General features: G+C 72.2%; 15 protein-coding genes. 6 read left to right on the top strand and 9 right to left on the bottom strand.

Going from position 1 to position 21599, the window contains the following annotated elements:
• Positions 1-37: 37 nt before the first annotated feature.
• From AB0O21_RS00200 to AB0O21_RS00190, 3 genes are all read right to left on the bottom strand, one after another.
• Positions 38-853, bottom strand: coding sequence for a hypothetical protein (locus tag AB0O21_RS00200; protein WP_365164288.1), 816 nt, complete (start codon positions 851-853; stop codon positions 38-40).
• 148 nt (positions 854-1001) lie between these two features.
• On the bottom strand, positions 1002-2291 hold the full coding sequence (locus tag AB0O21_RS00195) for a metallophosphoesterase (RefSeq protein WP_365165386.1): 1290 nt from the start codon (positions 2289-2291) through the stop codon (positions 1002-1004).
• 182 nt (positions 2292-2473) lie between these two features.
• Positions 2474-3589, bottom strand: a complete 1116-nt coding sequence (locus AB0O21_RS00190) for a LacI family DNA-binding transcriptional regulator (RefSeq protein WP_365164286.1) — start codon at positions 3587-3589, stop codon at positions 2474-2476.
• A gap of 361 nt (positions 3590-3950) precedes the next feature.
• Here AB0O21_RS00190 and hisC point away from each other — a divergent pair, with 361 nt between their 5' ends.
• Positions 3951-5030 (top strand): histidinol-phosphate transaminase, encoded by a 1080-nt coding sequence (hisC, locus tag AB0O21_RS00185; protein ID WP_365164284.1) that lies wholly within the window; start codon positions 3951-3953, stop codon positions 5028-5030.
• 16 nt (positions 5031-5046) lie between these two features.
• On the opposite strand, the gene AB0O21_RS00180 is transcribed toward hisC, so the two are convergent.
• Positions 5047-5415, bottom strand: coding sequence for a cyclophilin-like fold protein (locus AB0O21_RS00180; protein ID WP_365164281.1), 369 nt, complete (start codon positions 5413-5415; stop codon positions 5047-5049).
• A 189-nt stretch (positions 5416-5604) separates the two neighbouring features.
• Between AB0O21_RS00180 and AB0O21_RS00175 the strand changes: the two genes are divergently transcribed.
• The 4 genes from AB0O21_RS00175 to AB0O21_RS00160 are packed head-to-tail and all read left to right on the top strand — an operon-like array spanning position 5605 to position 13519.
• Positions 5605-7110, top strand: a complete 1506-nt coding sequence (locus AB0O21_RS00175) for a cytochrome ubiquinol oxidase subunit I (protein ID WP_365164279.1) — start codon at positions 5605-5607, stop codon at positions 7108-7110.
• An 18-nt stretch (positions 7111-7128) separates the two neighbouring features.
• On the top strand, positions 7129-8130 hold the full coding sequence (gene cydB, locus AB0O21_RS00170) for a cytochrome d ubiquinol oxidase subunit II (protein ID WP_365164276.1): 1002 nt from the start codon (positions 7129-7131) through the stop codon (positions 8128-8130).
• A 43-nt stretch (positions 8131-8173) separates the two neighbouring features.
• Complete coding sequence (cydD, locus tag AB0O21_RS00165) at positions 8174-11704, top strand: thiol reductant ABC exporter subunit CydD (RefSeq protein ID WP_365164273.1); 3531 nt, start codon at positions 8174-8176, stop codon at positions 11702-11704.
• Between the two features lie 24 nt (positions 11705-11728).
• Positions 11729-13519, top strand: a complete 1791-nt coding sequence (locus AB0O21_RS00160; RefSeq protein WP_365164270.1) for a GAF domain-containing protein — start codon at positions 11729-11731, stop codon at positions 13517-13519.
• On the opposite strand, the gene AB0O21_RS00155 is transcribed toward AB0O21_RS00160, so the two are convergent.
• The 3 genes from AB0O21_RS00155 to AB0O21_RS00145 form a co-directional block, all read right to left on the bottom strand.
• Positions 13516-14436 carry a Cof-type HAD-IIB family hydrolase gene (locus AB0O21_RS00155; protein WP_365164268.1) on the bottom strand — a complete coding sequence of 307 codons (921 nt, stop codon included), beginning with the start codon at positions 14434-14436 and terminating at the stop codon, positions 13516-13518. The two genes, AB0O21_RS00160 and AB0O21_RS00155, sit on opposite strands and share 4 nt — an antisense overlap.
• 118 nt (positions 14437-14554) lie before the next feature.
• Complete coding sequence (locus AB0O21_RS00150; RefSeq protein WP_365164265.1) at positions 14555-15040, bottom strand: hypothetical protein; 486 nt, start codon at positions 15038-15040, stop codon at positions 14555-14557.
• Positions 15030-15542 (bottom strand): SigE family RNA polymerase sigma factor, encoded by a 513-nt coding sequence (locus tag AB0O21_RS00145; RefSeq protein WP_365164263.1) that lies wholly within the window; start codon positions 15540-15542, stop codon positions 15030-15032. Before AB0O21_RS00145 ends, AB0O21_RS00150 begins: the two co-directional genes overlap by 11 nt.
• Positions 15543-15688: 146 nt before the next feature.
• Between AB0O21_RS00145 and AB0O21_RS00140 the strand changes: the two genes are divergently transcribed.
• On the top strand, positions 15689-16585 hold the full coding sequence (locus AB0O21_RS00140) for an LLM class flavin-dependent oxidoreductase (protein WP_365164260.1): 897 nt from the start codon (positions 15689-15691) through the stop codon (positions 16583-16585).
• 56 nt (positions 16586-16641) lie between these two features.
• Here AB0O21_RS00140 and AB0O21_RS00135 read toward each other — a convergent pair whose 3' ends face one another.
• Complete coding sequence (locus tag AB0O21_RS00135) at positions 16642-19659, bottom strand: tetratricopeptide repeat protein (protein WP_365164258.1); 3018 nt, start codon at positions 19657-19659, stop codon at positions 16642-16644.
• A complete protein-coding gene (locus tag AB0O21_RS00130; protein WP_365164255.1) occupies positions 19656-21524 on the bottom strand; it encodes an HSP90 family protein in 1869 nt (622 codons plus the stop codon). Before AB0O21_RS00130 ends, AB0O21_RS00135 begins: the two co-directional genes overlap by 4 nt.
• Between the last annotated feature and the right edge of the window lie 75 nt (positions 21525-21599).

Below are 21599 nucleotides of genomic sequence, written 5' to 3'. Positions count from 1 at the left end.
CCGCGCCGCCGGCGGCCCGGAGTGCCGGTCGGACAGGTCAGTCCGGCTCGTGCTCCGGGCCGCCGAAGTCCGGGCTCGTGAAGTCCGGTGACGTGTAACCCGGCCGGGGGCCCTCGGAGGGGGTCCCCGGACTGGTGAAATCAGGGGCCGTGTAGCCCAGTTCGGGCATCCGGCCGCCACGCCTGCGGGGTCCGGGAAGGCCCGGGCCCGCGCTCGGATCGGCCAGGGCGTCCCGCAGGAACGGCATGATCCCCCGTTCCAGCAGGGCGTTGCGCCAGGCTTCCCGGGCCCGCGCGACCTCGTCGGGTATCGCCTCGGCCTCGTCCGCACCCACCTCGGTCGCGCTGTTGCGGACGGCCGTCACCAGCAGTCCGATCACGGCGAAGAGCAGGGCGGCGGCGGTGAGCGCGCCGAAGAGCCAGCCCGCCGTCAGCATCGTCTCGGCGAACGCCGGTTCGGGCTCGACCATCTTCAGGCTGTAGCCGACGAGCAGGAAGATCAGCATGGCGGTGCCCGCCAGGACCGGTGCGAGGACCGCGACCACGGCACTGACGCCCGCGCCGCCGCCGTTGTCCTGCTCGCCGCTCTCCTCGCCCGTCGTTCCCGGGGTGGAGAGCAGCTCGTCGCGCTGTTCCTCGCGGATCTTCACGTAGTGGTCGTACTCGGCGGCCGCCGCGGCCGTGAGCAGCGCGCGGGCCCCGAGGGCCATGGTGCGCAGCTGTTCGGCGTTCAGCCGTTCGCCGAGGGTGGCGAGCTCGGGCCGTTCGTGCGCGGTGCGCAGCGCCTCGTCGAGGAGCCGATCGAACTCCGGTCGGTCTTCGGTCAGCAGGTGCGGAGCGCTGGTCATGTGCATCCCCCGATGCTCCGTGGAAGCCGGTATGCCCGCGTAGACCCGGGCGCCGGCACAAACGGAGGAGAGCCTGCTACGGATAGAGCGATGGTAGAGCGCCCACGCCGCAGGGTGACAGGGGCTTTCCGGAAATACCCAGCCCGGGGAACCCTCAGTCGTCCAGGGGAAGTTGTACGACGAGCAGCTTGCCGGCCATCGTGACCCCGCCGTCCATCGCGATGGCGAGGCCGTCCGCGTACACGTGCGGGCCGTCGACGGCCTCCGGGCCGCGGGCCTCGTCGCCGTCCTCGGTGCCCACTTCGCCGAGCAGGTAGGGGATGGGGCTGTGGCCGTGGACGACGCGGCTGCCGCCGTAGGTGCCGAGCAGTTCGCGGACCGCCTGGGGGCCGGTCTCCTCGTCGCGGAAGGCGAACCGCTTGGTGAACTTGCGGAAGAGGTCCCAGGTGATGTCGGCGTCGCCGCGGTTGAGCAGCTCGTGGATGGTGTCGTTGACGTCCTCGATGTTGTCGCCGTAGTCGAGGTAGGCCGTGGTGTCGGAGTGCAGCAGGAGGTGGTCTTCCACCAGGACGGCCGCGTCGAGGCGGGACATCCACTGCAGGTGCACGTCCTGGAGGCGTTCCATGTCGGTGCGCTGGCCGCCGTTGAGGAGCCAGGCGGCCTGGAAGGTCGCGGTGCCGGCGCCGGAGGAGACGGGGGTGTCGCCGAACCGCTTGGCGCCGATGAGCAGCAGCTCGTGGTTGCCCATGAGGGCCTTGCAGTAGCCGCCGGCGGCGGCGGCCTCGGCGGACAGCCGCATGACGAGGTCGATGACGCCGATGCCGTCGGGGCCGCGGTCGGTGAAGTCGCCGAGGAACCAGAGCCGGGCGTTTCCGGCGGACCAGCGCAGGTCCGCGTCGATCAGGCCCTGGACCTGGAGTTCGGCGACGAGTTCTTCGATGTAGCCGTGGACGTCGCCGACGACGTAGAGCGGGCCGGGGCCGGCGGCCTGGTCGTCCTGGGGGACGTAGTGGACCTGGACGGTGTCGCCGGGGCCGCCGAGTGCGCCGCGGCCGATGACCGGCAGGTCGCGGAAGGTGGGGGTGTAGCCGTCGGGGTCGTCGTCGGCGGTGTCGTGCGAGGTGTTCTCGGGCGACGCGTCGTACGCGGGCTCGTACGGGGGCTCGTACGGGGCTTCGTGCCCGGCGAGGGGGTACACGCCCTCGGGCTCGGCGACGGGCCGCGGGGCGGGCGGTGCGGAGGGGGGCGCGGCCGGGGCGCCGGCGTCCGCGTAGTACGCGGGGTACGCGCCGTACCCGGGGGCCTCGCCGGGAATCCGGGCGGGCACGGCGTACGGGGCGGGTTCGGTGGCCGGTTCGCCGACCGGCACCCGGAAGTCCCGCAGCGTCTCCGTCCGCATCGCGGGTCCCTGACCGGCCCCCTGAGTCATCGACCCCTCCACCACCGTCGCGCTGCCGTACACCTGCGGACCCTCCTGACCTCCGGGGAGGAGGGTCCGTGATGTCGTGCGCCCATCATAGGAATGCAGCTCGCGCTCTGTGACGCACCAGGGGTGGTGAATCCTGTGCGGAACCAGTCGTTCCTGCCGCTTTCTCCCGAAATGGGCGTTGTTGAACTGCTCGGAGGTCAGTCCTGTGCCGGGGAACGGGGCGGGCTGACGGTCGTACGGGGCTGCCTGCGCTGTGACGAGGTACGGATGATGAGCTCGGTCGGAACGACCTGTTCCACGGGTCGTCCCGTGTCCACTCCCTCGATGGCGTCGATGAGGAGCTGCACCACCGCGGTGCCGATGCGGCGGGGTTTGAGGGAGAGCGTGGTGATCGGCGGTTCGGTGTTGGCGTAGACGGTGGACTCGCTGCAGCACACGAGCAGCAGGTCCTCGGGGACGCGCAGGCCGTAGCGCCGGGCGGCGGCCAGCAGGTCGGTGCCGTTGGGGTCGAAGAGGCCGTAGACGGCGTCGGGCCGGTCGGGGCGGGCGAGGAGCCGGTCGGCGGCGACGGCGCCCGCGCAGGGGTCGTGGGCGGGGTAGGACTCGTAGACCGGGTCCTGGCCGACGCGCTCGCACCACCTGAGGTAGGCGGTGGTGGAGAGCCGGGTGTAGGTGTCGGTGGTGGTGCCGGTCAGCAGCCCGATGCGGCGGGCGCCGGCGGCGGCGAGGTGGTCGAGCAGGCCCAGTACGGCGGCCTCGTGGTCGTTGTCGACCCAGGCGGTGACGGGGAGGGAGCCCGCGGGGCGCCCGTCGGAGACCACCGGAAGTCCCTGGCGGACCAGTTCGGTGACGACGGGATCGTGGTCGGAGGGGTCGATGACGACGGTGCCGTCGAGGGCGACGTTGGACCACACGTCGTGCCGGGAGGTGGCGGGGAGGATGACGAGGGCGTAGCCGCGGGCGAGTGCGGCGGAGGTGGCGGCCCTGGCCATCTCCGCGAAGTAGGCGAATTCGGTGAAGGTGAAAGGTTCATCCCCGTACGTCGTCACGGTCAGGCCGATGAGGCCCGACTTGCCGGTACGGAGGGTGCGGGCGGCGGCCGACGGGCGGTAGCCGAGTCGGTCGGCCACTTCGCGAACGTGGCGGCGGGTGGCGTCCGGGAGACGTCCCTTGCCATTGAGCGCGTCGGAGACGGTCGTGATGGAGACGCCCGCCGCGGCGGCCACGTCCCTGATGCCTGCCCGGCCCTGTCGGCCGGCGGCCCGCCGGGTGGTCTCGGTCCGGCTCACCTGATGCTTCCCTGCTGCTGTCATGGCGAGCCGATAGTAGGGCTCCGGGGCCTGCCCGGCCCGGGTGCATATGCACCCGTTGACAGGCACGATTCTGCATGTTTCGCCACCCCCAATGACCTTGGAAACGAAGGTATTTGATCCCGTACGCCGATGGTGCCGCTTGTCGGCGGCGCCGGGCATGCCAAGCCGGTGAGGTCTCGGACCGATCTCAACTCACCTGCACGAGGGATGCGCGCCACGGCGCAGGCCACCGGCGCGCGCATATATGCGCGCGCTCCCCCGCATTCCAGGCGCCCCCATTCTCGGGAGGGCGGAATCCTCATAAGGTGAGCAGTATTGAGTCGACGGCGACGTCGTACGGGATGGTCGAGGAGGACCTGCGGTGAGCGAGAAGAGCCCGAAGCTGCGCGCCGAGCTGGACGGCATTCCGACATACAAGCCCGGCAAGCCGGCTGCCGCGGGCGGTGCCGTCGCGTACAAGCTGTCCTCGAACGAGAACCCGTATCCGCCGCTGCACGGGGTGCTGGAGAGCGCGGTCGCGGCCGCCGGCAGCTTCAACCGCTACCCCGACATGGCGTGCACCGGCCTGGTGAACGAGATCGCCGAGCGGTTCGGAGTGCCGGTCGAGCACGTGGCCACCGGCACCGGCTCCGTCGGCGTGGCCCAGTCCCTGATCCAGTCGACGGCCGGCCCGGGCGACGAGGTCATCTACGCCTGGCGCTCCTTCGAGGCGTACCCGATCATCACCCAGATCTCCGGCGCCACCTCGGTCCAGGTGCCGCTGACCGAGGGCGACGTGCACGACCTCGACGCGATGGCCGAGGCGATCACCGACCGGACCCGGCTGATCTTCGTGTGCAACCCGAACAACCCCACCGGCACGGCGGTGCGCCGGGCCGAGCTGGAGCGGTTCCTGGACCGGGTGCCGTCGGACGTCCTGGTGGTGCTGGACGAGGCCTACCGGGAGTTCGTACGCGACACGGACGTGCCGGACGGCGTCGAGCTGTACCGCAGCCGCCCGAACGTGGCCGTGCTGCGCACCTTCTCCAAGGCGTACGGGCTCGCCGGCCTGCGCGTCGGCTTCGCGATCGCGCACGAGCCGGTGGCCGCGGCGCTGCGCAAGACGGCGGTGCCCTTCGGCGTCAGCCAGCTCGCGCAGGACGCGGCGGTGGCCTCGCTGCGCGCCGAGGACGAGCTGATGGGGCGCGTCGGGGCGCTGGTGGGCGAGCGCGCCCGGGTCCACGAGACGCTGCTGGCTCAGGGCTGGACGGTGCCGGACACCCAGGCGAACTTCGTGTGGATGCGGCTGGGGGAGCGGACCGTCGACTTCGCCGCGGCCTGCGAGAAGGCCGGTGTGGTGGTCCGGCCCTTCGCGGGCGAGGGCCTGCGGGTCACGATCGGCGAGCCCGAGGCGAACGACATCTTCCTGCACACGGCAGGGGCGTTCTTCAAGGAGCTGTAGCGGGAGCTGGAGGCCGTCAGGCCAGTTCCACGCGGATGGGGTCGCCGTCGCGGACGGTGGCCAGCAGGCGGGGGTCGCCGTCGAACGAGCCGAGCACGTTGCACGGGCTCGCCAGGCGGCTCTCGCCTCCGCGCGAGATGGGCGTGGGGCCGTAGGGCAGCGCGAGCGCGTCGCCCTCGGTCCAGAACGCGACCGTGCCGGGCTCGACGACCTGCTGGGCGTCGTCTTCCAGGGCCACGGAAACGCCGGTGTCGAAGTAGACCTCCTCGCCCCAGGTGTTGGCGGAGGCGGAGATCGGAAGGGCCGCGGCCAGCGCCTTGCTGGTCGGGGTCTCGTCGAGGGTCGCGGTGAGCAGGCCCGCAGGCCAGGAGATTCGAATCTTCATGAGTCGTATTCAACAATTTGTTGAATGGATTGGCTAGGGGACCCCCGCTGTGCGGTGCCGAAAACCGGTGCGACATAATGCTTGTGAATGTGAACGCGTTCACAAGCGTGTCCTGCTTCCTCCCGGTATGGAGGGAACCCGCCAGGCAGACTGCGGCTGTGACCACGGCGACGACAAGGAGAAGACGACGTGGACCTAGCTTTGGCGCCAGAGACATTGGCGCGTTGGCAGTTCGGCATTACCACCGTCTACCACTTCCTCTTCGTGCCACTGACGATCTCGCTCGCCGCCCTCACGGCCGGCCTGCAGACCGCGTGGGTGCGTACGGAGAAGGAGAAGTACCTCAGGGCCACCAAGTTCTGGGGAAAGCTTTTCTTGATCAATATCGCGATGGGTGTCGTCACCGGCATCGTCCAGGAGTTCCAGTTCGGCATGAACTGGTCCGACTACTCGCGATTCGTGGGTGACATCTTCGGAGCGCCGCTGGCCTTCGAGGCGCTGATCGCCTTCTTCTTCGAGTCGACCTTCATCGGCCTGTGGATCTTCGGCTGGGACAAGCTGCCCAAGAAGATCCACCTGGCCTGCATCTGGATGGTGTCCATCGGCACCGTCCTGTCCGCCTATTTCATCCTGGCGGCGAACTCCTGGATGCAGCACCCCGTCGGGTACCGCATCAACGAGGAGCGGGGCCGGGCCGAGCTCACCGACTTCTGGCTCGTGCTCACCCAGAACACCGCCCTCACCCAGTTCTTCCACACCATCACGGCGGCCTTCCTGGTCGGCGGCGCGTTCATGGTCGGCATCGCGGCCTTCCACCTGATGCGCAAGAAGCACGTCCCGGTGATGCGCACCTCGCTGCGGCTCGGCCTGGTCGTCATGATCATCGCGGGGCTGGGCACCGCCATCAGCGGCGACCTGCTCGGCAAGGTCATGTTCAAGCAGCAGCCGATGAAGATGGCCGCCGCGGAGGCGCTCTGGGACGGCGAGGCGCCGGCGCCCTTCTCGATCTTCGCGTACGGCGATGTCGACCAGGGCCACAACAAGGTGGCAATAGAGATCCCCGGCCTGCTGTCCTTCCTGGCGAACGACGACTTCACGTCCTTCGTCCCGGGAATCAACGACGTCAACAAGGCCGAGCAGGAGAAGTTCGGGCCCGGCGACTACCGGCCCAACATCCCGGTCGCCTACTGGGGCTTCCGCTGGATGATCGGCTTCGGCATGGCCTCGCTGGGCGTGGGCGTCCTGGGGCTCTGGCTGACCCGCAAGAAGTTCATGCTGCCACCGGGGCTGCGCACCTCGGAGGACGAGGTCCCGAACCTGGTCCTGTTCAAGAAGGCGCTGAGCCCCAAGTGGGGACGGCTGTACTGGGTCGTCGCGCTCTGGACGATGCTGTTCCCGCTCATCGCCAACTCCTGGGGCTGGATCTTCACCGAGATGGGCCGCCAGCCCTGGGTGGTCTACGGGGTCCTGCGCACCCGGGACGCGGTCTCGCCGGGCGTCTCGCAGGGCGAGGTCCTCACCTCCATGATCGGCTTCACGCTGCTGTACGCCGTGCTCGCGGTCATCGAGGTCAAGCTCCTCGTCAAGTACGTCAAGATCGGTCCGCCCGAGCTCACCGAGGCCGACCTGAACCCGCCCACCAAGATCGGCGGGGACGACAAGCACGCCGACCGGCCGATGGCCTTCTCGTACTGAGGCTGGGGAGACCACACCATGCAACTCCACGACGTCTGGTTCGTACTCATCGCGGTCCTGTGGATCGGCTACTTCTTCCTGGAGGGCTTCGACTTCGGAGTCGGCGTACTGACCAAGCTGCTCGCCCGCGACCGCACCGAGAAGCGGGTCCTGATCAACACGATCGGGCCGGTCTGGGACGGCAACGAGGTCTGGCTGCTCACGGCGGGCGGCGCGACCTTCGCCGCCTTCCCCGACTGGTACGCCACCCTCTTCTCCGGCTTCTACCTGCCGCTGCTGCTCATCCTGGGCTGCCTCATCGTGCGCGGTGTCGCCTTCGAGTACCGGCACAAGCGGGACGAGGAGCGCTGGCAGACCAACTGGGAACACGCGATCTTCTGGACCTCGCTGATCCCCGCGTTCCTGTGGGGCGTGGCCTTCGCCAACATCGTGCGCGGAGTCAAGATCGACCAGCACAAGGAGTACGTCGGCACCTTCTTCGACCTGCTCAACCCCTACGCGCTCCTCGGCGGCCTGGTCACCCTCACCCTGTTCACCTTCCACGGCGCGGTCTTCACCGCGCTCAAGACGGTCGGTGACATCCGGGAGCGCTCGCGCAAGCTGGCGACCCGGCTGGGTGTGGTCACCGCGGTGCTGGCCCTGGTCTTCCTGACCTGGACCCAGTTCACGCGCGGCGACGCCAAGAGCCTGATCGCGATGGCCATCGCGGTACTCGCGCTGGTCGGGGCCCTCGCCCTCAACCAGGCGGGCCGCGAGGGCTGGTCGTTCGCACTGTCCGGGGTCACCATCGCGGCCGCCGTCGCGATGCTCTTCCTGACGCTCTTCCCGAACGTCATGCCGTCCTCGCTCGACGACGCGTGGAACCTCACGGTCACCAATGCCTCGTCCAGCGCGTACACCCTGAAGATCATGACCTGGTGCGCGGCCGTGGCCACCCCGCTCGTCCTGCTCTACCAGGGCTGGACCTACTGGGTGTTCCGCAAGCGCATCGGCACGCAGCACATCGTCGACGCGCACTGACGCCCGACCCTCCCGTTTGACCCCTGCCCGAGGGATGTTTCACGTGAAACCGATCGACCCGCGCCTGCTCCGGTACGCCCGAGCCACCCGCCTCTTCCTGGGGGCGGTGGTGGCCCTGGGCGTTGCCGGGGCGGGGCTGGTCGTCGGTCAGGCGATGCTCATCGCCGAGATCGTGGTCGGTGCCTTCGAGGACGGACTGGACGGGACCGCGCTCCGGACGCCACTGCTGCTGCTCGCGGCGGTGGCGCTGGGGCGCGGCCTGGTCGCGTGGCTGACGGAACTGGCCGCGCACCGGGCCGGCGCGGCCGTCAAGTCGGAGCTGCGGGGCAGGCTCCTGGAGCGCGCCGCGGACCTGGGCCCCGGCTGGCTGACCGGCCAGCGGACCGGCTCGCTGGTGTCGCTGGCCACCCGGGGAGTGGACGCCCTCGACGACTACTTCTCCCGCTACCTGCCCCAGCTGGGGCTCGCCGTGGTCGTACCGGTGGCGGTGCTCGCCCGCATCGTCAGTGAGGACTGGGTGTCGGCGGCCATCATCGTGGTCACGCTGCCGCTGATCCCCCTGTTCATGGTCCTCATCGGCATGGCCACCCAGTCCCGGATGGACCGCCAGTGGCGGCTGCTGTCGCGGCTGTCGGGCCACTTCCTGGACGTGGTGGCCGGCCTGCCGACCCTGAAGGTCTTCGGGCGGGCCAAGGCGCAGGCCGAGTCCATCCGCAGGATCACCGATGACTACCGGCGCGCGACGATGCGGACCCTGCGCATCGCCTTCCTCTCCTCCTTCGCACTGGAGCTGCTGGCCACCCTGTCGGTGGCACTGGTGGCCGTGACCATCGGCATGCGGCTGGTCCACGGCGGCCTGGACCTCTACACCGGGCTGGTCATCCTGATCCTGGCGCCCGAGGCGTACCTGCCGCTGCGGCAGGTGGGCGCGCAGTACCACGCCGCCGCCGAGGGGCTGGCGGCCGCGGAGGAGATCTTCGACGTCCTGGAGACCCCGCTCCCCGGCCCGGCCGGCGGGGCGGAGCTGCCGGCCGGCGCTCCGCTGCGGATCGAGATCGACGGAGTCGCCGTCCGCTACGAGGGCCGGGGCGAGGACTCGCCCGGCCCCGTCTCGCTGAGCATCGGGCCGGGGGAGTGCGTGGCGCTCACCGGCCCGAGCGGGGCCGGCAAGTCCACACTGCTCCAGGTCCTGCTCGGGTTCGTGGCGCCGACCGAGGGGCGGGTCCGGGTAGCGGGAGTGGACCTGGCCGGCCTGGCGCCGGAGCAGTGGCGGTCGCGGATCGCGTGGGTGCCGCAGCGGCCGCACCTGTTCGCCGGGACGATCGCCGAGAACGTGCGGCTGGCCCGGCCCGGGGCCTCGGACGCCGAGGTCGCCGCCGCGCTGGAGCAGGCCGGGGCGTGGCCGTTCGTGTCCGCGCTGCCGGACGGGACGGCGACCCCGCTGGGCGAGGGCGGTGCGGGCCTGTCCGCCGGCCAGCGCCAGCGGCTCGCCCTGGCGCGGGCGTTCCTCGCGGACCGGCCCGTGCTGCTGCTGGACGAGCCGACCGCCGCCCTGGACGGGGAGACCGAGGCCGGGATCGTGGAGGCCGTACGCCGGCTCGCCGTCGGGCGGACCGTGCTGCTGGTCGTGCACCGCCCGGCGCTGCTCGCGCTCGCCGACCGGGTCGTGGAGGTGCGCCCCACGGCGCTGCCGGGGATCTCCCCCGCCCTGCCCCTTCCCGGGGCTGCCGGGCCCGGCCCCCGCGGCCCGCAGCGGGACCTCGCCCCGCACACCGATGACGCGGTGCCGGCCGGGCGGGCCCCGGCCGGCGGGCCGGGGGCGAACCCGCTCGCCCGGGTGCGGGCGGCGGCCAAGGCCTGGCAGGGGCGGTTCCGGCTCGGGCTGCTGCTCGGGGCGCTGGCCGTCGGGTGCAGCGTCGGGCTGATGGCCGTGTCCGGCTGGCTGATCTCGCGGGCCTCCGAGCAGCCGCCCGTGCTGTACCTGATGGTGGCCGTCACCGCCACCCGTGCCTTCGGCATGGGCCGCGCCGTGTTCCGGTACGCGGAGCGGCTCGTCTCGCACGACGCCGTCCTGCGGATGCTCGCCGACCTGCGCGTCGCCGTGTACCGGAGGCTGGAGCGCATCGCGCCCGCCGGACTGCGCGAGCACCGGCGCGGGGACCTGCTGGCCCGCCTCGTCGCCGACGCCGACGCGCTGCAGGACTACTGGCTGCGCTGGCTGCTGCCGGTCGGCACCGCGGTGCTCGTCGGGACCGGCTCGGTCGCCTTCACCGCCTGGCTGCTGCCCGAAGCGGGAGCGGTGCTCGCCGTCGGCCTGCTCGCCGCCGGCATCGGGGTGCCGCTGGTCAGCGGGGCCTGTGCCCGCCGTGCCGAGCGCAGGCTCGCACCCGCCCGGGGCGAACTCGCCACTCGGGTGGCAGATCTGCTGACCGGCACCGCGGAGCTGACCGTGGCCGGCGCGCTGGAGGACCGCAAGGGCCGGGCGCGCGAGAGCGACGGCCTGCTGACGCGGATCGCCGCGCGGGGCGCCGCCGCGAGCGGGCTCGGTGACGGGCTGTCCGCCCTGGTGTGCGGACTGACCGTGGTGGCCGCCTCGGCGCTCGCCGCGAACGCGGTGCACGAAGGGCGGCTCTCCGGGGTGTCCATGGCCGTCGCCGTCCTGACCCCGCTCGCCGCCTTCGAGGCGGTCAGCGGCCTGCCGCTCGCCGTCCGGTACCGCTGGCGGGTGCGCCGCAGCGCCGAGCGGCTGTACGAGGTCATCGACGCGCCGGTGCCGGTCGTCGAGCCGGAGCGGCCCGCCGCGGTGCCCGCCTCGCCGTTCCCGCTGCGGCTCACCGGGCTCGCCGCCCGCCACCCGGGGCAGGACCGCGACGCGCTGCGCGGGCTCGACCTGACCCTGGAGGCCGGCCGCCGCATCGCCGTCGTCGGTCCCTCGGGCTCCGGCAAGACCACCCTGGCCCAGGTCCTGCTGCGGTTCCTCGACCCGCGCGAAGGCACCTACACCCTGGGCGGGAGCGACGCCCGCGCCCTCGACGGCGACGACGTACGCGCGCTGGTGGGCCTGTGCGCCCAGGACGCGCACATCTTCGACAGCTCGGTCCGGGAGAACCTGCGGCTCGCCCGTACCGGGGCGAGCGAGGAGGAACTGCGCCGGGCCCTGGCTGACGCCCGGCTGCTGGAGTGGGCCGATGGCCTTCCCGACGGGCTGGACACGCTGGTCGGCGAACACGGGGAGCGGATCTCGGGCGGCCAGCGCCAGCGTCTGGCCCTGGCCCGGGCGCTGCTCGCGGACTTCCCCGTACTGGTCCTCGACGAACCGGCCGAGCACCTGGACCTGGCCACCGCGGACGCCCTGACGGCGGACCTGCTGGCCGCGACCGAGGGCCGTACGACCGTGCTGATCACGCACCGGCTGGCCGGTCTGGAAGCGGTCGACGAGGTGCTCGTACTGGATCGCGGGGACGTCGTACAGCGCGGCGCGTACGCGGACCTCGCCGACGCCGAGGGGCCGCTGCGCAGGCTGCTGGAGCGGGAACGGGCAGCGGACGGGATGTTGGCCGACTTTCCCCGCTAATGGGTACTAACTAGGCTCAAGGGCATGTCAGTGCAGGAGTCTCAGGAATCACCCGAACCGTCACCCGGAAAGCGGGCCAAGCGGGGAGAGCCGGGCACACGGGCCACTTCCGCCAGCCCCGCCACGCCGGACCCGCTGGAGGCCGCCACCCAGGCCGCCAGGAGCCTGCAGGGGTTGTCCACCGAGCTCACGGCCCGGGTGCCGCAACTGCTGGAGGCCATGAGGTCGGTCGGTACGGGGCTCGAGCTGCATTCGACGCTCGACCGCATCTGCGAGACCGCCGCCGAGCTCGCGGACGCCCGCTACGCGGCGATCGGCGTCGTCGACACGGAGGGCCGCGGGCTCTCCGACTTCGTCACCTTCGGGATCAGCTCCGCACTGGCCCGGAAGATCGGGCACCGTCCGGACGGGAAGCGGGGCCTGCTCGGGGCGCTGATCTCGCACCCCGACACGGTGCGGCTCGCCGACCTGACCAAGGACCCGCGGGCGGCCGGGTTCCCTGCGCACCACCCGCCGATGAAGACCTTCCTCGGGGTCCCGATCCGCGTGCAGGGGGAGATCTTCGGGAACCTCTACCTCGCGGAGAAGAACAACGGCGGCGAGTTCAACGACTACGACGTCCACATGGTCCGGGTGCTGGCCACCGAGGCCGGCATCGCCATCGGCAACGCCCGGCTCTACGAGGCCGCCACCCAGCGCGAGCGCTGGATCGACGGCTCGGTGGCCGTGACCACCGCCCTGCTGTCCGGCGGGGATGCCGACGACGCCCTCGCGGTGGTGGCCGAACAGGCCCGCCACCTCGCCGACTCCGCCGCGGGGATCGTGATGCTTCCGGCCGAGGAGGGTGGGATGGAGATCGTCGCGGTCTCCGCCGAGAACCCGGCGACCTCGCTGGGCGTGGTGATCCCGGCGGAGAGTCCCGTGGTGGACAAGCTCTTCCAGGGCGAGCCGGTCTTCGTGGAGGACGCCTCCTCCGACCCCCGCATGATCAGCAAGCTGACCAGCCAGTACGGGCCCTGCATGATGCTGCCGCTGCACAGCGGCGGCCGGGTGCTGGGCGCCCTGGTCACCCCCAGGGCCCGCGGCAAGCGCCCCTTCAGCGAAGCCGAGCGGACGCTGGCGACGCAGTTCGCCTCCCAGGCGGCGCTCGCCCTGATGATGGCCGAGGCCCAGCGCGACCGGGAGCGGCTCGCCGTCTTCGAGGACCGCGACCGGATCGCCCGCGACCTGCACGACCTGGTCATCCAACGGCTGTTCGCCACCGGAATGATGCTGGAGGGCGCCCAGCGCCGCTCCATCGTCCCCGAGGTCCGCGACGGCGTGGGCAAGGCGGTGGACGAGCTGGACGTGACGATCCAGGAGATCCGCACCGCGATCTTCGCCCTCCAGCAGGGCCCGGCCGAGGCCCCGTCCGGGCTGCGCACCCGGGTGCTGCGGGAGATCAACATGGCCGCCGTACCTCTGGGCTTCAAGCCCGCGCACCGCTTCCTCGGCCCGATCGACGCGGTGGTCGGCGAGCTCGTGGGCAAGAACCTGATCGCCGCGCTGCGCGAGGCCCTGTCCAATGCCTTCCGGCACGCGGACGCGTCGCGGATCGAGGTGGTCCTGGACTCCACCATCACCCTCCCCGACGGGCGGCCGGGGGTCCGGCTGGAGGTCGCCGACGACGGGGTGGGCATCCCCGAGGGCGGCCGGCGCAGCGGTCTGCGGAACCTGCGCCGACGGGCCGAGTCGCTGGGCGGCGCGAGCTCGTACGGCCCGGGGCTCGGCGAGGACGGCGGCGGCACCACCCTGGTGTGGGAGGCCCCGCTCTAGGGCCGGAAGGGCTGGACGTGCCCCTGCTGCTGCTGCCGCCGCCGGGCGAGGCGTTCGGCCACGATGCGCTCGATGACGACGGCGACCCCGTCCTCGTTGTTGGCGGTCGTACGGCCGGACGCGGCCGCGATCACATCGGGGTGGGCGTTGCCCATCGCGTACGAGGTGCCCGCCCAGCCGAGCATCTCCACGTCGTTCGGCATGTCCCCGAAGGCGACCACCTCGTCGGGGGAGATGCCCCGTTCGGCGCAGCACAGCGCCAGGGTGCTCGCCTTGGAGACGCCGTGCCCGCTGATCTCCAGGAGGGCGGTCGGGCTGGAGCGGGTGATCGAGGCGTAGGCGCCGGCGGCGGAGCGGGCCAGTTCCAGGAACTCGTCCGGGGCGAGCTCGGCGTGGTGCGCGAGCAGCTTGAGCACCGGAGCGGCACTGCCGTCCGTGTCCTCGCGCAGCAGTTTCTCGGCGGTGGCCACGTTGGCGCCCGGGTCCATGAAGAACGGCGGGTAGTCCGGTTCGTAGTTGATGCCGGTGGTCATCTCCACCGCGAAGGAGGTCCCGGGGGCCGCCTCGCGCAGTGCCTCCACCACGGAGAGCGCGGCACTCCGGGGCAGGGCCCTGACCTGCACGAACTCCCGCCCGGCGTGGAGGTCGACGACCGCCGCGCCATTGGCGCAGATGGCGAGGCCGTGCCCGTGGACGTGGTCGCTGACCACATCCATCCAGCGGGCCGGGCGGCCGGTCACGAAGAAGACCTCGATGCCGGCCTCCTCGGCGGCGGCGAGCGCGGCGACGGTGCGGTCCGATACGGACTTGTCGTCGCGCAGCAGGGTTCCGTCGAGGTCGGTGGCGATGAGCCGGGTCACGGGGGTCGTCCCGTCCGGACGCTGGGAAGCCGAGGTCACGGCTCCATCTTCGCCCATGGCCCCGGGCCGCCCGGACCGCGGCCGCACCGTGGCCGGATCGGGCCGAAGATCGGGCCGGAGGAGGGGCGATGTTTCACGTGAAACATCGCCCCTCCCGCTCTCCGATCAGGCACTGTCAGCCGATGTGGGCAGACGTCACACGGCCTTTGACGACCTCGACGCACACCCGAGTGGTTCGAAACTCGAAGGTGATCGGGTGGCTGACCCCGTCCTGCCTGGTGATCTGCAGGTCCCGATTTTCCGTGGCTGCCTGCGCACGAGCGGCCTCCAATGTCAGCCCGATGTACTGACAGGACCGAGTGTCCCCAAAGGATTGGGCCGACGGCGGCGGTGTGGCAACACAGACCCCTGTCGTGGGTACACCGGTCGGCTGTCCCGATACGGTGCCGTCCGTCGAGTGGGACGACGATCCTACGGCGAGCTGGATCGTGAGCACTGCGCCGGCCGTGATGCAGCCGACCGCAAGCCCCAGTGCGCCGATGCGCACGCGCCGACGCCGTCTGATGCGCGCAGTGACTGCGTTCAGGCTCGCATCGAGTGGCCCGGCTTGGTCTGCCGCGTCGAGCAGCAGCTGTTTGATCACGTCCTGCTCACTTGTCATCTGCGTTCCCCTCGTGATGGGTGAGCACCAAGACCTTGCCGAGCCGTGCGACGCCCTCGCTCAGGTGCCGCTTGACCGTCCCCGCGCTGCAGCCCAGCCGGTCGGCCACCTCGGCGACCGGCAGGTCCTCGTAGAAGCGCAGGACCACGCAGGCCCGTTGCCGCGGGGAGAGTGCGTCGAGTGCGCTGACGATGTCCATCCGAGTACCGCTGGCGGCAGTGAAGTCGACGACCGAGGCCGGCGTCGCCAAGCGGGGGAGCAGGCTGGTCCAGCGAGCCCGGCGACGGTGCTGGTCGAGGTAGCGGTTCAGCATGACGCGACGTACGTACGGCTCCGCGGACTCGACGTCCCAGCTCCGCCGGGGCTGGGCGAACACCCGGACCAGCGCGTCCTGCACCAGATCGTCGGCCTCTGCGGGGTCGCCGCACAGCAGGTACCCGTACCTCTTCAGCGCGGATCCCCTGACCTGCACAAGCTCGCCCGCGACGTCATTCCAGTTCACCCCTCACCCCTTTTCTCTCCGTGTCATGGACTCCCACGAACGACCGCCGCGATTCGTTGGCCCGTTCCACAGGGGCAATACGGATCGGAGGGGGACCGGGCGGCTCTGCCGCCTGCATCGCCGGCTGCTCCCGTAGGGTCGCCGGTATGCGACTCAGTACGGTGATCCTCCCCATCCACCGGTGGGGCGAGGGACAGAAGATCTGGCGGCGGGCCGAAGACCTCGGCTTCCACGCCGCGTACACGTACGACCACCTGTCCTGGCGGTCGTTCCGGGACGGGCCGTGGTTCGGTGCGATCCCCACGCTCACGGCCGCCGCGACGGTGACGCACCGAATGCGCCTGGGCACGCTCGTCACGTCGCCGAACTTCCGGCACCCGGTGACGCTGGCCAAGGAGCTGATCGCCCTGGACGACATCTCCGGCGGCCGCGTCACCCTCGGCATCGGTGCCGGCGGCAACGGCTTCGACGCGACCGCACTGGGCCAGGAGGCCTGGAGCCCGCGGGAGCGCGCCGACCGCTTCGCGGAGTTCGTGCCGCTGCTCGACCGGCTGCTGACCGAGGGGGCGGTGAGCCACGAGGGGACCTTCTACTCCGCCGAGGAGGCCCGCAACATCCCCGGCTGCGTGCAGCGGCCGAGGCTGCCGTTCGCCGTGGCCGCCACGGGGCCGCGCGGCCTGCGGCTCGCCGCGCGCCACGGCCAGGCCTGGGTGACCACGGGCGACCCGAAGCTCTTCGAGGAGGGCACGCCCGAGCAGTCGCGGGAGGCCCTGCGCGGACAGATCGAACGGCTCGACAAGGCGCTGGCGGAGATCGGGCGGGAGTCCGAGCCGATGGAGAAGATCCTCCTGACCGGCTTCACGCCGGAGGCCAACCGTGTGCTGGAGTCCGTGGACGCGTTCGTCGACTTCGCCGGCCGCCACCGCGAGCTGGGCTTCACGGAGCTGGTGATCCACACGCCGATCCCGGACTCCGGCTTCGCCGCCGACGAGGGCGTCTTCGAGAAGATCGCCACCGAGGCCCTGGCCCAGCTGGAGGGCTGACCGGCCGGCGGCCGCCGCTTCCCGCGCGTACACGGGGGAAGCGGCGGCCGCCCTGCTCAGCTCCGCAGCTGTGCGATCACCCGCTCCGCGGAAGGGAGCAGCCAGTCCGGCAGCTCGTCCTCGGGCAGCAGCCGTACCTCGTCGGCCAGCGCCGAGACGCGGGCGGCGCCGGCTTCCGCGTCGCCCCGCTCCTGCTCGGTCCAGGCGGCGTTGGTCACGCACTGGAACCGGTCACGGAGCTGGTCGGGGCCGAGCTCCGCGTAGGCCCGGGCGGCCCGGTCCCACAGCTCGATCTCCTCCACGCGCAGCGCGTCGACCTCCGCCGGGCCGAGGGAGGGCGCGGCGGACACGTCGTCCCCGTCTCCGCCTCCGTCCTCTTCGTCGTCCTCTTCGTCTTCGTGGGACCGGCCGTTCGCGTTGACGTGCCGGTCGAGGACCTGCGCCAGCTGGTGCCAGGTCTGGGCGAGTTCGGCGCGCAGCTCGGCCGAGCCCGGATCCGCGGCCACGGCGGCCTCCAGCACCCCGGCGGCCTCGTCCATCCGGGCGCGGGCCAGCGCCACCACCTCGCCGGTGACCTCCTCGCGCAGTCCCAGCCAGGCCAGCGAGCGCAGGATCCGTACCTCGGGGACCGGGGCCCCTCCCGCCAGCCGGTGCAGGTCCAGGGACCGCTCGTAGGCGGCGACCGCCTCCACGGCCAGGCCCGCGTCGGAAAGCGTGTCGGCGGCCGACTGCGCCAGGCTCGCCTGCGGGCGCTGATCCTCCCAGTCCCTGGTCAGCTCCGCGGCGAGGAGGTACTGCTCCGCCGCCGGCCCGGGCTCGTTCAGCCGGCGCAGCAGATCGCCGAGGAACTCCCGTACGAACACCGCCTGCTGGTCGCCGTGCTCCAGCAGATCGGGCAGCGCCGACTGCAGGACCTCCGCCGCCTCGGCCGACCGGTCGTCCTGCGCGTACGCCCGGGCCAGCAGCAGCCGGGCCTGCGCCCCGCCGTCGGCGGTGAGACCGGCCTGGTCGAACCAGTGGGAGGCCGACAGCGCGTGCCCGGCGGCCTCCGCCGCCGCGTCACCGCGCCGCAGCAGGATGTCCGCGAGCGTCAGCCGCACGACGCCCTGCGCCTCGGCGTCGGTCACCTCGCTGGCGTGCCCCAGCGCGGAACGCGCCACCCGCTCCCCCTCGTCGGGACGGTCCAGCGACATCAGCACCCCCGCGCGCAGCACCAGCGGGTCCACCGCCTGCCACGGCCGGCCCGCCCCGACCGCACGCGCGGCGGCATCCGCCAGCAGGGCCACGGCGCGCTCCGGATCACCCTGCGACAGGGCCACCCGGCCGAGCATCTCCTGGGCGTCCGCGACCAGGTCCGCGGGCGGTGCGTCCTGGTAGGCCGCGACGAAGGCGGTCAGCTCGGCGGCGAACTCGCCGTGCCCGTGCTCCTGCCCGTGTTCCTGGCCGTGCTCCTCCGCCTCGGCCCCTTCGACCGAGCGCAGGTACGACTCCACGCGGATCGCGGACAGTTCCGCGAGCGCGATCCGGCGGGTGCGCAGCGGTTCGGCCGGGTCCAGGGCCTCGGCGGCCCGCACGGCGGTCGCCAGCAGTTCCCGGATCCGCGCGGGCGCGGCCCCGGACTGCGCCGCGAGGCTCGCCAGCCGCAGCTCGGCCAGCGCCGCGCGCTCCGCCCGGCCCAGCGCCCGGTACTCGTCCCGGACCGCCGTGAGCAGCTGCGCCGCACCCTCGGCGCCGCTGCGAGCGGCGGCCAGGGCGCGGTGGTCCGCGAGGTCGGCGAGGACCAGCGGATCGGGTTCCGGCTGCGCGTCCACGCGTACGGCGGCCTCGGCCCACAGCGCGTCGGCGCCCGGATGCCCCAGGTCACGGGCGTTGCGGGCCCGCTCCACGAGCCCATCGAAGTCGGAGTCGGAGCCGGGGACGGCGGCCGGAGCGGGCGTGCCGGCGACGTCGGCCTGCGGCAGCGCCGTGCCGCGCACGCCCAGCGGGAGCACGCCGACCAGCGGCTCGCGCGCGACGCGCTCGAGGAACTGCTCCGATACGCGGGCGGTGCCGTTGCGCGCGTCGAACCTCCGGGCGATGTCGAGGGCGCCCGCGTACAGGATCTCGTACAGCTCGGAGACGGTCCGGGGCGTTCCCTCGTAGGGGACGGCGGGGAGCGGTCCGTGCCCCAGTTCCCGCAGCCGGCGCAGCAGTACGAGGATGCCGCCGTGGAAGGCCAGCTGGTCGTCGACATTGGCGAGCGGGCCCACGTGCGGGGCGTGCTCGGCCAGGATCTCCAGGCCGCGCGACTCGTTGCCGGTGAGCGCGCAGAACTCGATGTGCCGGCCGATCGCGGGGAGCAGGCTGTCGTTGCCCCTGGCCAGGCGGTACCCGCGTACGTGGTGCGAGCGGGCCTCGTCCGTCCGGCCGAGCCGCAGCAGCGGCAGCAGCGAGGTGGCGAGCACCCGGTGGGGCTCCTCGGCGCAGGTGAGATCGCCTTCGAGGACCGGCTTCCAGATGTCGAGGGCCTCGCCGTCGTCCCCGTGCACGACGGCGTACTGGCCCTGCCCGTTGAGTTCGCAGGCCCGGCAGTCGCTCATGGAGTCGCGGTCCGCGGCCTGCCAGCGGGCGAACGCCCGCTCGGCCCGCTCGTCCTGGCCCGTCGCGTGGGCGAGCCACAGTTCGGCCTCGCGGACGGGCCGCTCGCTGTATCCGGCGGTCCGGTAGCGGCGTTCCATCTCCTCCAGCCAGCCGGTGGCCGACTCCAGGGGAATGTCGGGGGAGTCGGAGATGGCCGAGGCCACCCACTTGAACTGCCAGAACAGCGAGTGAGCGTCCCATTCGCCGAAGGCACCCGGGTCCTTGTCGTACTCCTGGAGGAGTCGGGCGAAGGGCACCAGGATCTTCGGGGACTCGGAGCTGAACAGGTAGGCGTTGATCAGGTTGTCGAGGGCCTCGCGGAACAGGGCGCGGTCGCCGCTCGCCTCCGCGGCCCCGGCCAGTGCCTCGGCGTGCGCGTTGCGTGCGGAGCCGTTGGGTGCTTCGCGGTTCCCCGCCAGACCCCGGACGATCTCCTCGCGCGTCAGCGTCGTCACTTCTGGTCCTCCTGGTCCGAGTGGTCCGAGTGGGTCGCCCATTCCAGGAGTCCGAGGAAGGCCCGGTTGAGCAGGGTCGAGTCGGCGGGGCGCAGCGGCCGCTGGGACATCAGCAGGGCCTGGCCGTACAGCGATTCGACGGCCGTGCCGGTCAGCGCCTCGTCGGGGAGGGCAGAGATCCGCCGGATCAGCGGGTTGTTGTGGTTGAGGACCAGGCGGGCGCGGGGCGCTGAACCGCGCAGGGCGCCGAGGATGCCGCTCCACAGGGAGTCGGCGCTCTCCAGGGCGGCGGTCCGGTCGCGTTCCTGGCGGGCCTGCCGGTCGTCGAGGTAGAGCGCGGGGACGGCCACGGGCTGGAAGGCGCGCAGGACCACGTCGCAGCCCTGGGGCTCCAGCCGGGTGCGCGCGGTGGCCAGGAAGGGCGCGAGCGCGAGCTCGGCGGAGGTCGGCACCGGGTCGAGCCGCTCGGTGACGGCTCCGGCGTCGAGTTCGGTGACCTTGAGCTCCGGGCGCACGGCGGGCAGCAGGGCCAGCAGGTCCGCGTCGTAGGTGTAGCCGGCGTTGATGACGCCGAGGCCGTGGGCCGCGGCGATCGGGGCGATCTGGCGGAACTCCTCGACGGTGCGCGTGAAGTGGATGTCCGTGTGGGCGGCGGCGAATTCCTGCAGGCTCATCGAGCCGTCGCTGGTCTCGAACGGCAGCCAGGGCAGCATCAGTCCGAGCAGGTCGGAGTCGTGCCGGGCCATCGACTTCACGCCGAGGTGGTGGACGCGCAGGAAGGCGGCCAGCCGCTCCGGGTCGCTCGCCGCGAGCTCGCCGAGCCAGCCGCGGACGCGCGCGCCGAGGGCCTCGCGCACGGCGGACAGGGTCTCGTCGTCGTAGAGGTTCTCTCGGGAGGCGGTGGGGCGCAGGGTGTCCGTGTCGAGGACGACGCGGACGAAGAACGCCCAGTCAGGCAGCAGGTTGTCGGCCCGGTCGGTCAGCAGCATGCCCTTGAGGTGGACGCGGTGCACGGCCCGGTGGGCGGGGCTGGCCGGCTCGGGCAGCACGTACGCGACGCCGCGCACCCCGGCGACCGGCAGGTCGAGGTCGATGCTGTCGAGCGGGGTGAAGCCGAAGAGCTCGGCACAGTGCCCGGCGAGTGCGACGCGGCGGGCGGTGGGGGTGGGGAAGGGGCGGTCCCACACGGCGGGCCGGTCGGTGACGGGGCGCGGCTCGCCGCCCGTGCCGTCGTCGAAGGTGATGTCGTACGGGAGCAGGGAGCCGTAGTCGCGGGCGAGCTGCTCGACCTTGGCCGGGACGGTCCATTCCGCGGCGCCGGGACGGGCCTCCAGTACGACGGATGTGCCGGGCTCCGGGCGTGCCTCGTGGGGCAGTTCGCGGACGGTGTACGAACCGTCGTCCGTGGCCAGCCATTCGACGGGCGCGGCCAGCGGGTCGCGGGCGGAGCGGGTGACGACGCGGATCTGGCGGGCCACGACGAAGCAGGCGAGCAGGCCGATGCCGAACTGGCCCAGGAATTCGCGGCGGGTGGCCTCCAGGCCGTGCTCGTTGAAGTCGGCACCGCCGTCGGCGCGTTTGGAGCTGCGGCCGATGGTGGCGAGGAGCGAGTGGGCCTCGGCGGCCGTCAGTCCGATGCCGCTGTCCTCGATGGTGACGCGGCCGCCGGAGGCCGACAGCCGGATGCGGACCTCGGCGTCGGGGTCGAGGGCGTGGCGGGCGGTGACCGCGTCCACGGCGTTCTGCAGGAGCTCGCGGACGTAGACGCGCGGGCTGGAGTAGAGGTGGTGGGAGAGGAGATCGACCAGACCGCGCAGATCTACCTGGAAGCTATGGGATTCGGAAGACGGGGATGCCGACGTCATGGTGCGTCACCTCGCGTGCGTGCAGTGGTGGTTCGGCGATCGCGAGGTGCCCCCCTCACTGATCCCGGAGTGGGA

The sequence above is a fragment of the Streptomyces sp. NPDC091371 genome, assembly GCF_040684275.1.
GTDB lineage: Bacteria > Actinomycetota > Actinomycetes > Streptomycetales > Streptomycetaceae > Streptomyces.
This window is presented reverse-complemented; position numbering and strand designations above follow the sequence as displayed.

What these genes read in the sequence shown, in the direction of transcription:
- AB0O21_RS00200 (WP_365164288.1), bottom strand. Translation starts at nt 853, where the DNA reads ATGCACATGACCAGCGCTCCGCACCTGCTGACCGAAGACCGACCGGAG.
- AB0O21_RS00190 (WP_365164286.1), bottom strand. Translation starts at nt 3,589, where the DNA reads ATGACAGCAGCAGGGAAGCATCAGGTGAGCCGGACCGAGACCACCCGG.
- AB0O21_RS00180 (WP_365164281.1), bottom strand. Translation starts at nt 5,415, where the DNA reads ATGAAGATTCGAATCTCCTGGCCTGCGGGCCTGCTCACCGCGACCCTC.
- cydB (WP_365164276.1), top strand. Translation starts at nt 7,129, where the DNA reads ATGCAACTCCACGACGTCTGGTTCGTACTCATCGCGGTCCTGTGGATC.
- AB0O21_RS00160 (WP_365164270.1), top strand. Translation starts at nt 11,729, where the DNA reads ATGTCAGTGCAGGAGTCTCAGGAATCACCCGAACCGTCACCCGGAAAG.
- AB0O21_RS00155 (WP_365164268.1), bottom strand. Translation starts at nt 14,436, where the DNA reads ATGGGCGAAGATGGAGCCGTGACCTCGGCTTCCCAGCGTCCGGACGGG.
- AB0O21_RS00150 (WP_365164265.1), bottom strand. Translation starts at nt 15,040, where the DNA reads ATGACAAGTGAGCAGGACGTGATCAAACAGCTGCTGCTCGACGCGGCA.
- AB0O21_RS00140 (WP_365164260.1), top strand. Translation starts at nt 15,689, where the DNA reads ATGCGACTCAGTACGGTGATCCTCCCCATCCACCGGTGGGGCGAGGGA.
- AB0O21_RS00130 (WP_365164255.1), bottom strand. Translation starts at nt 21,524, where the DNA reads ATGACGTCGGCATCCCCGTCTTCCGAATCCCATAGCTTCCAGGTAGAT.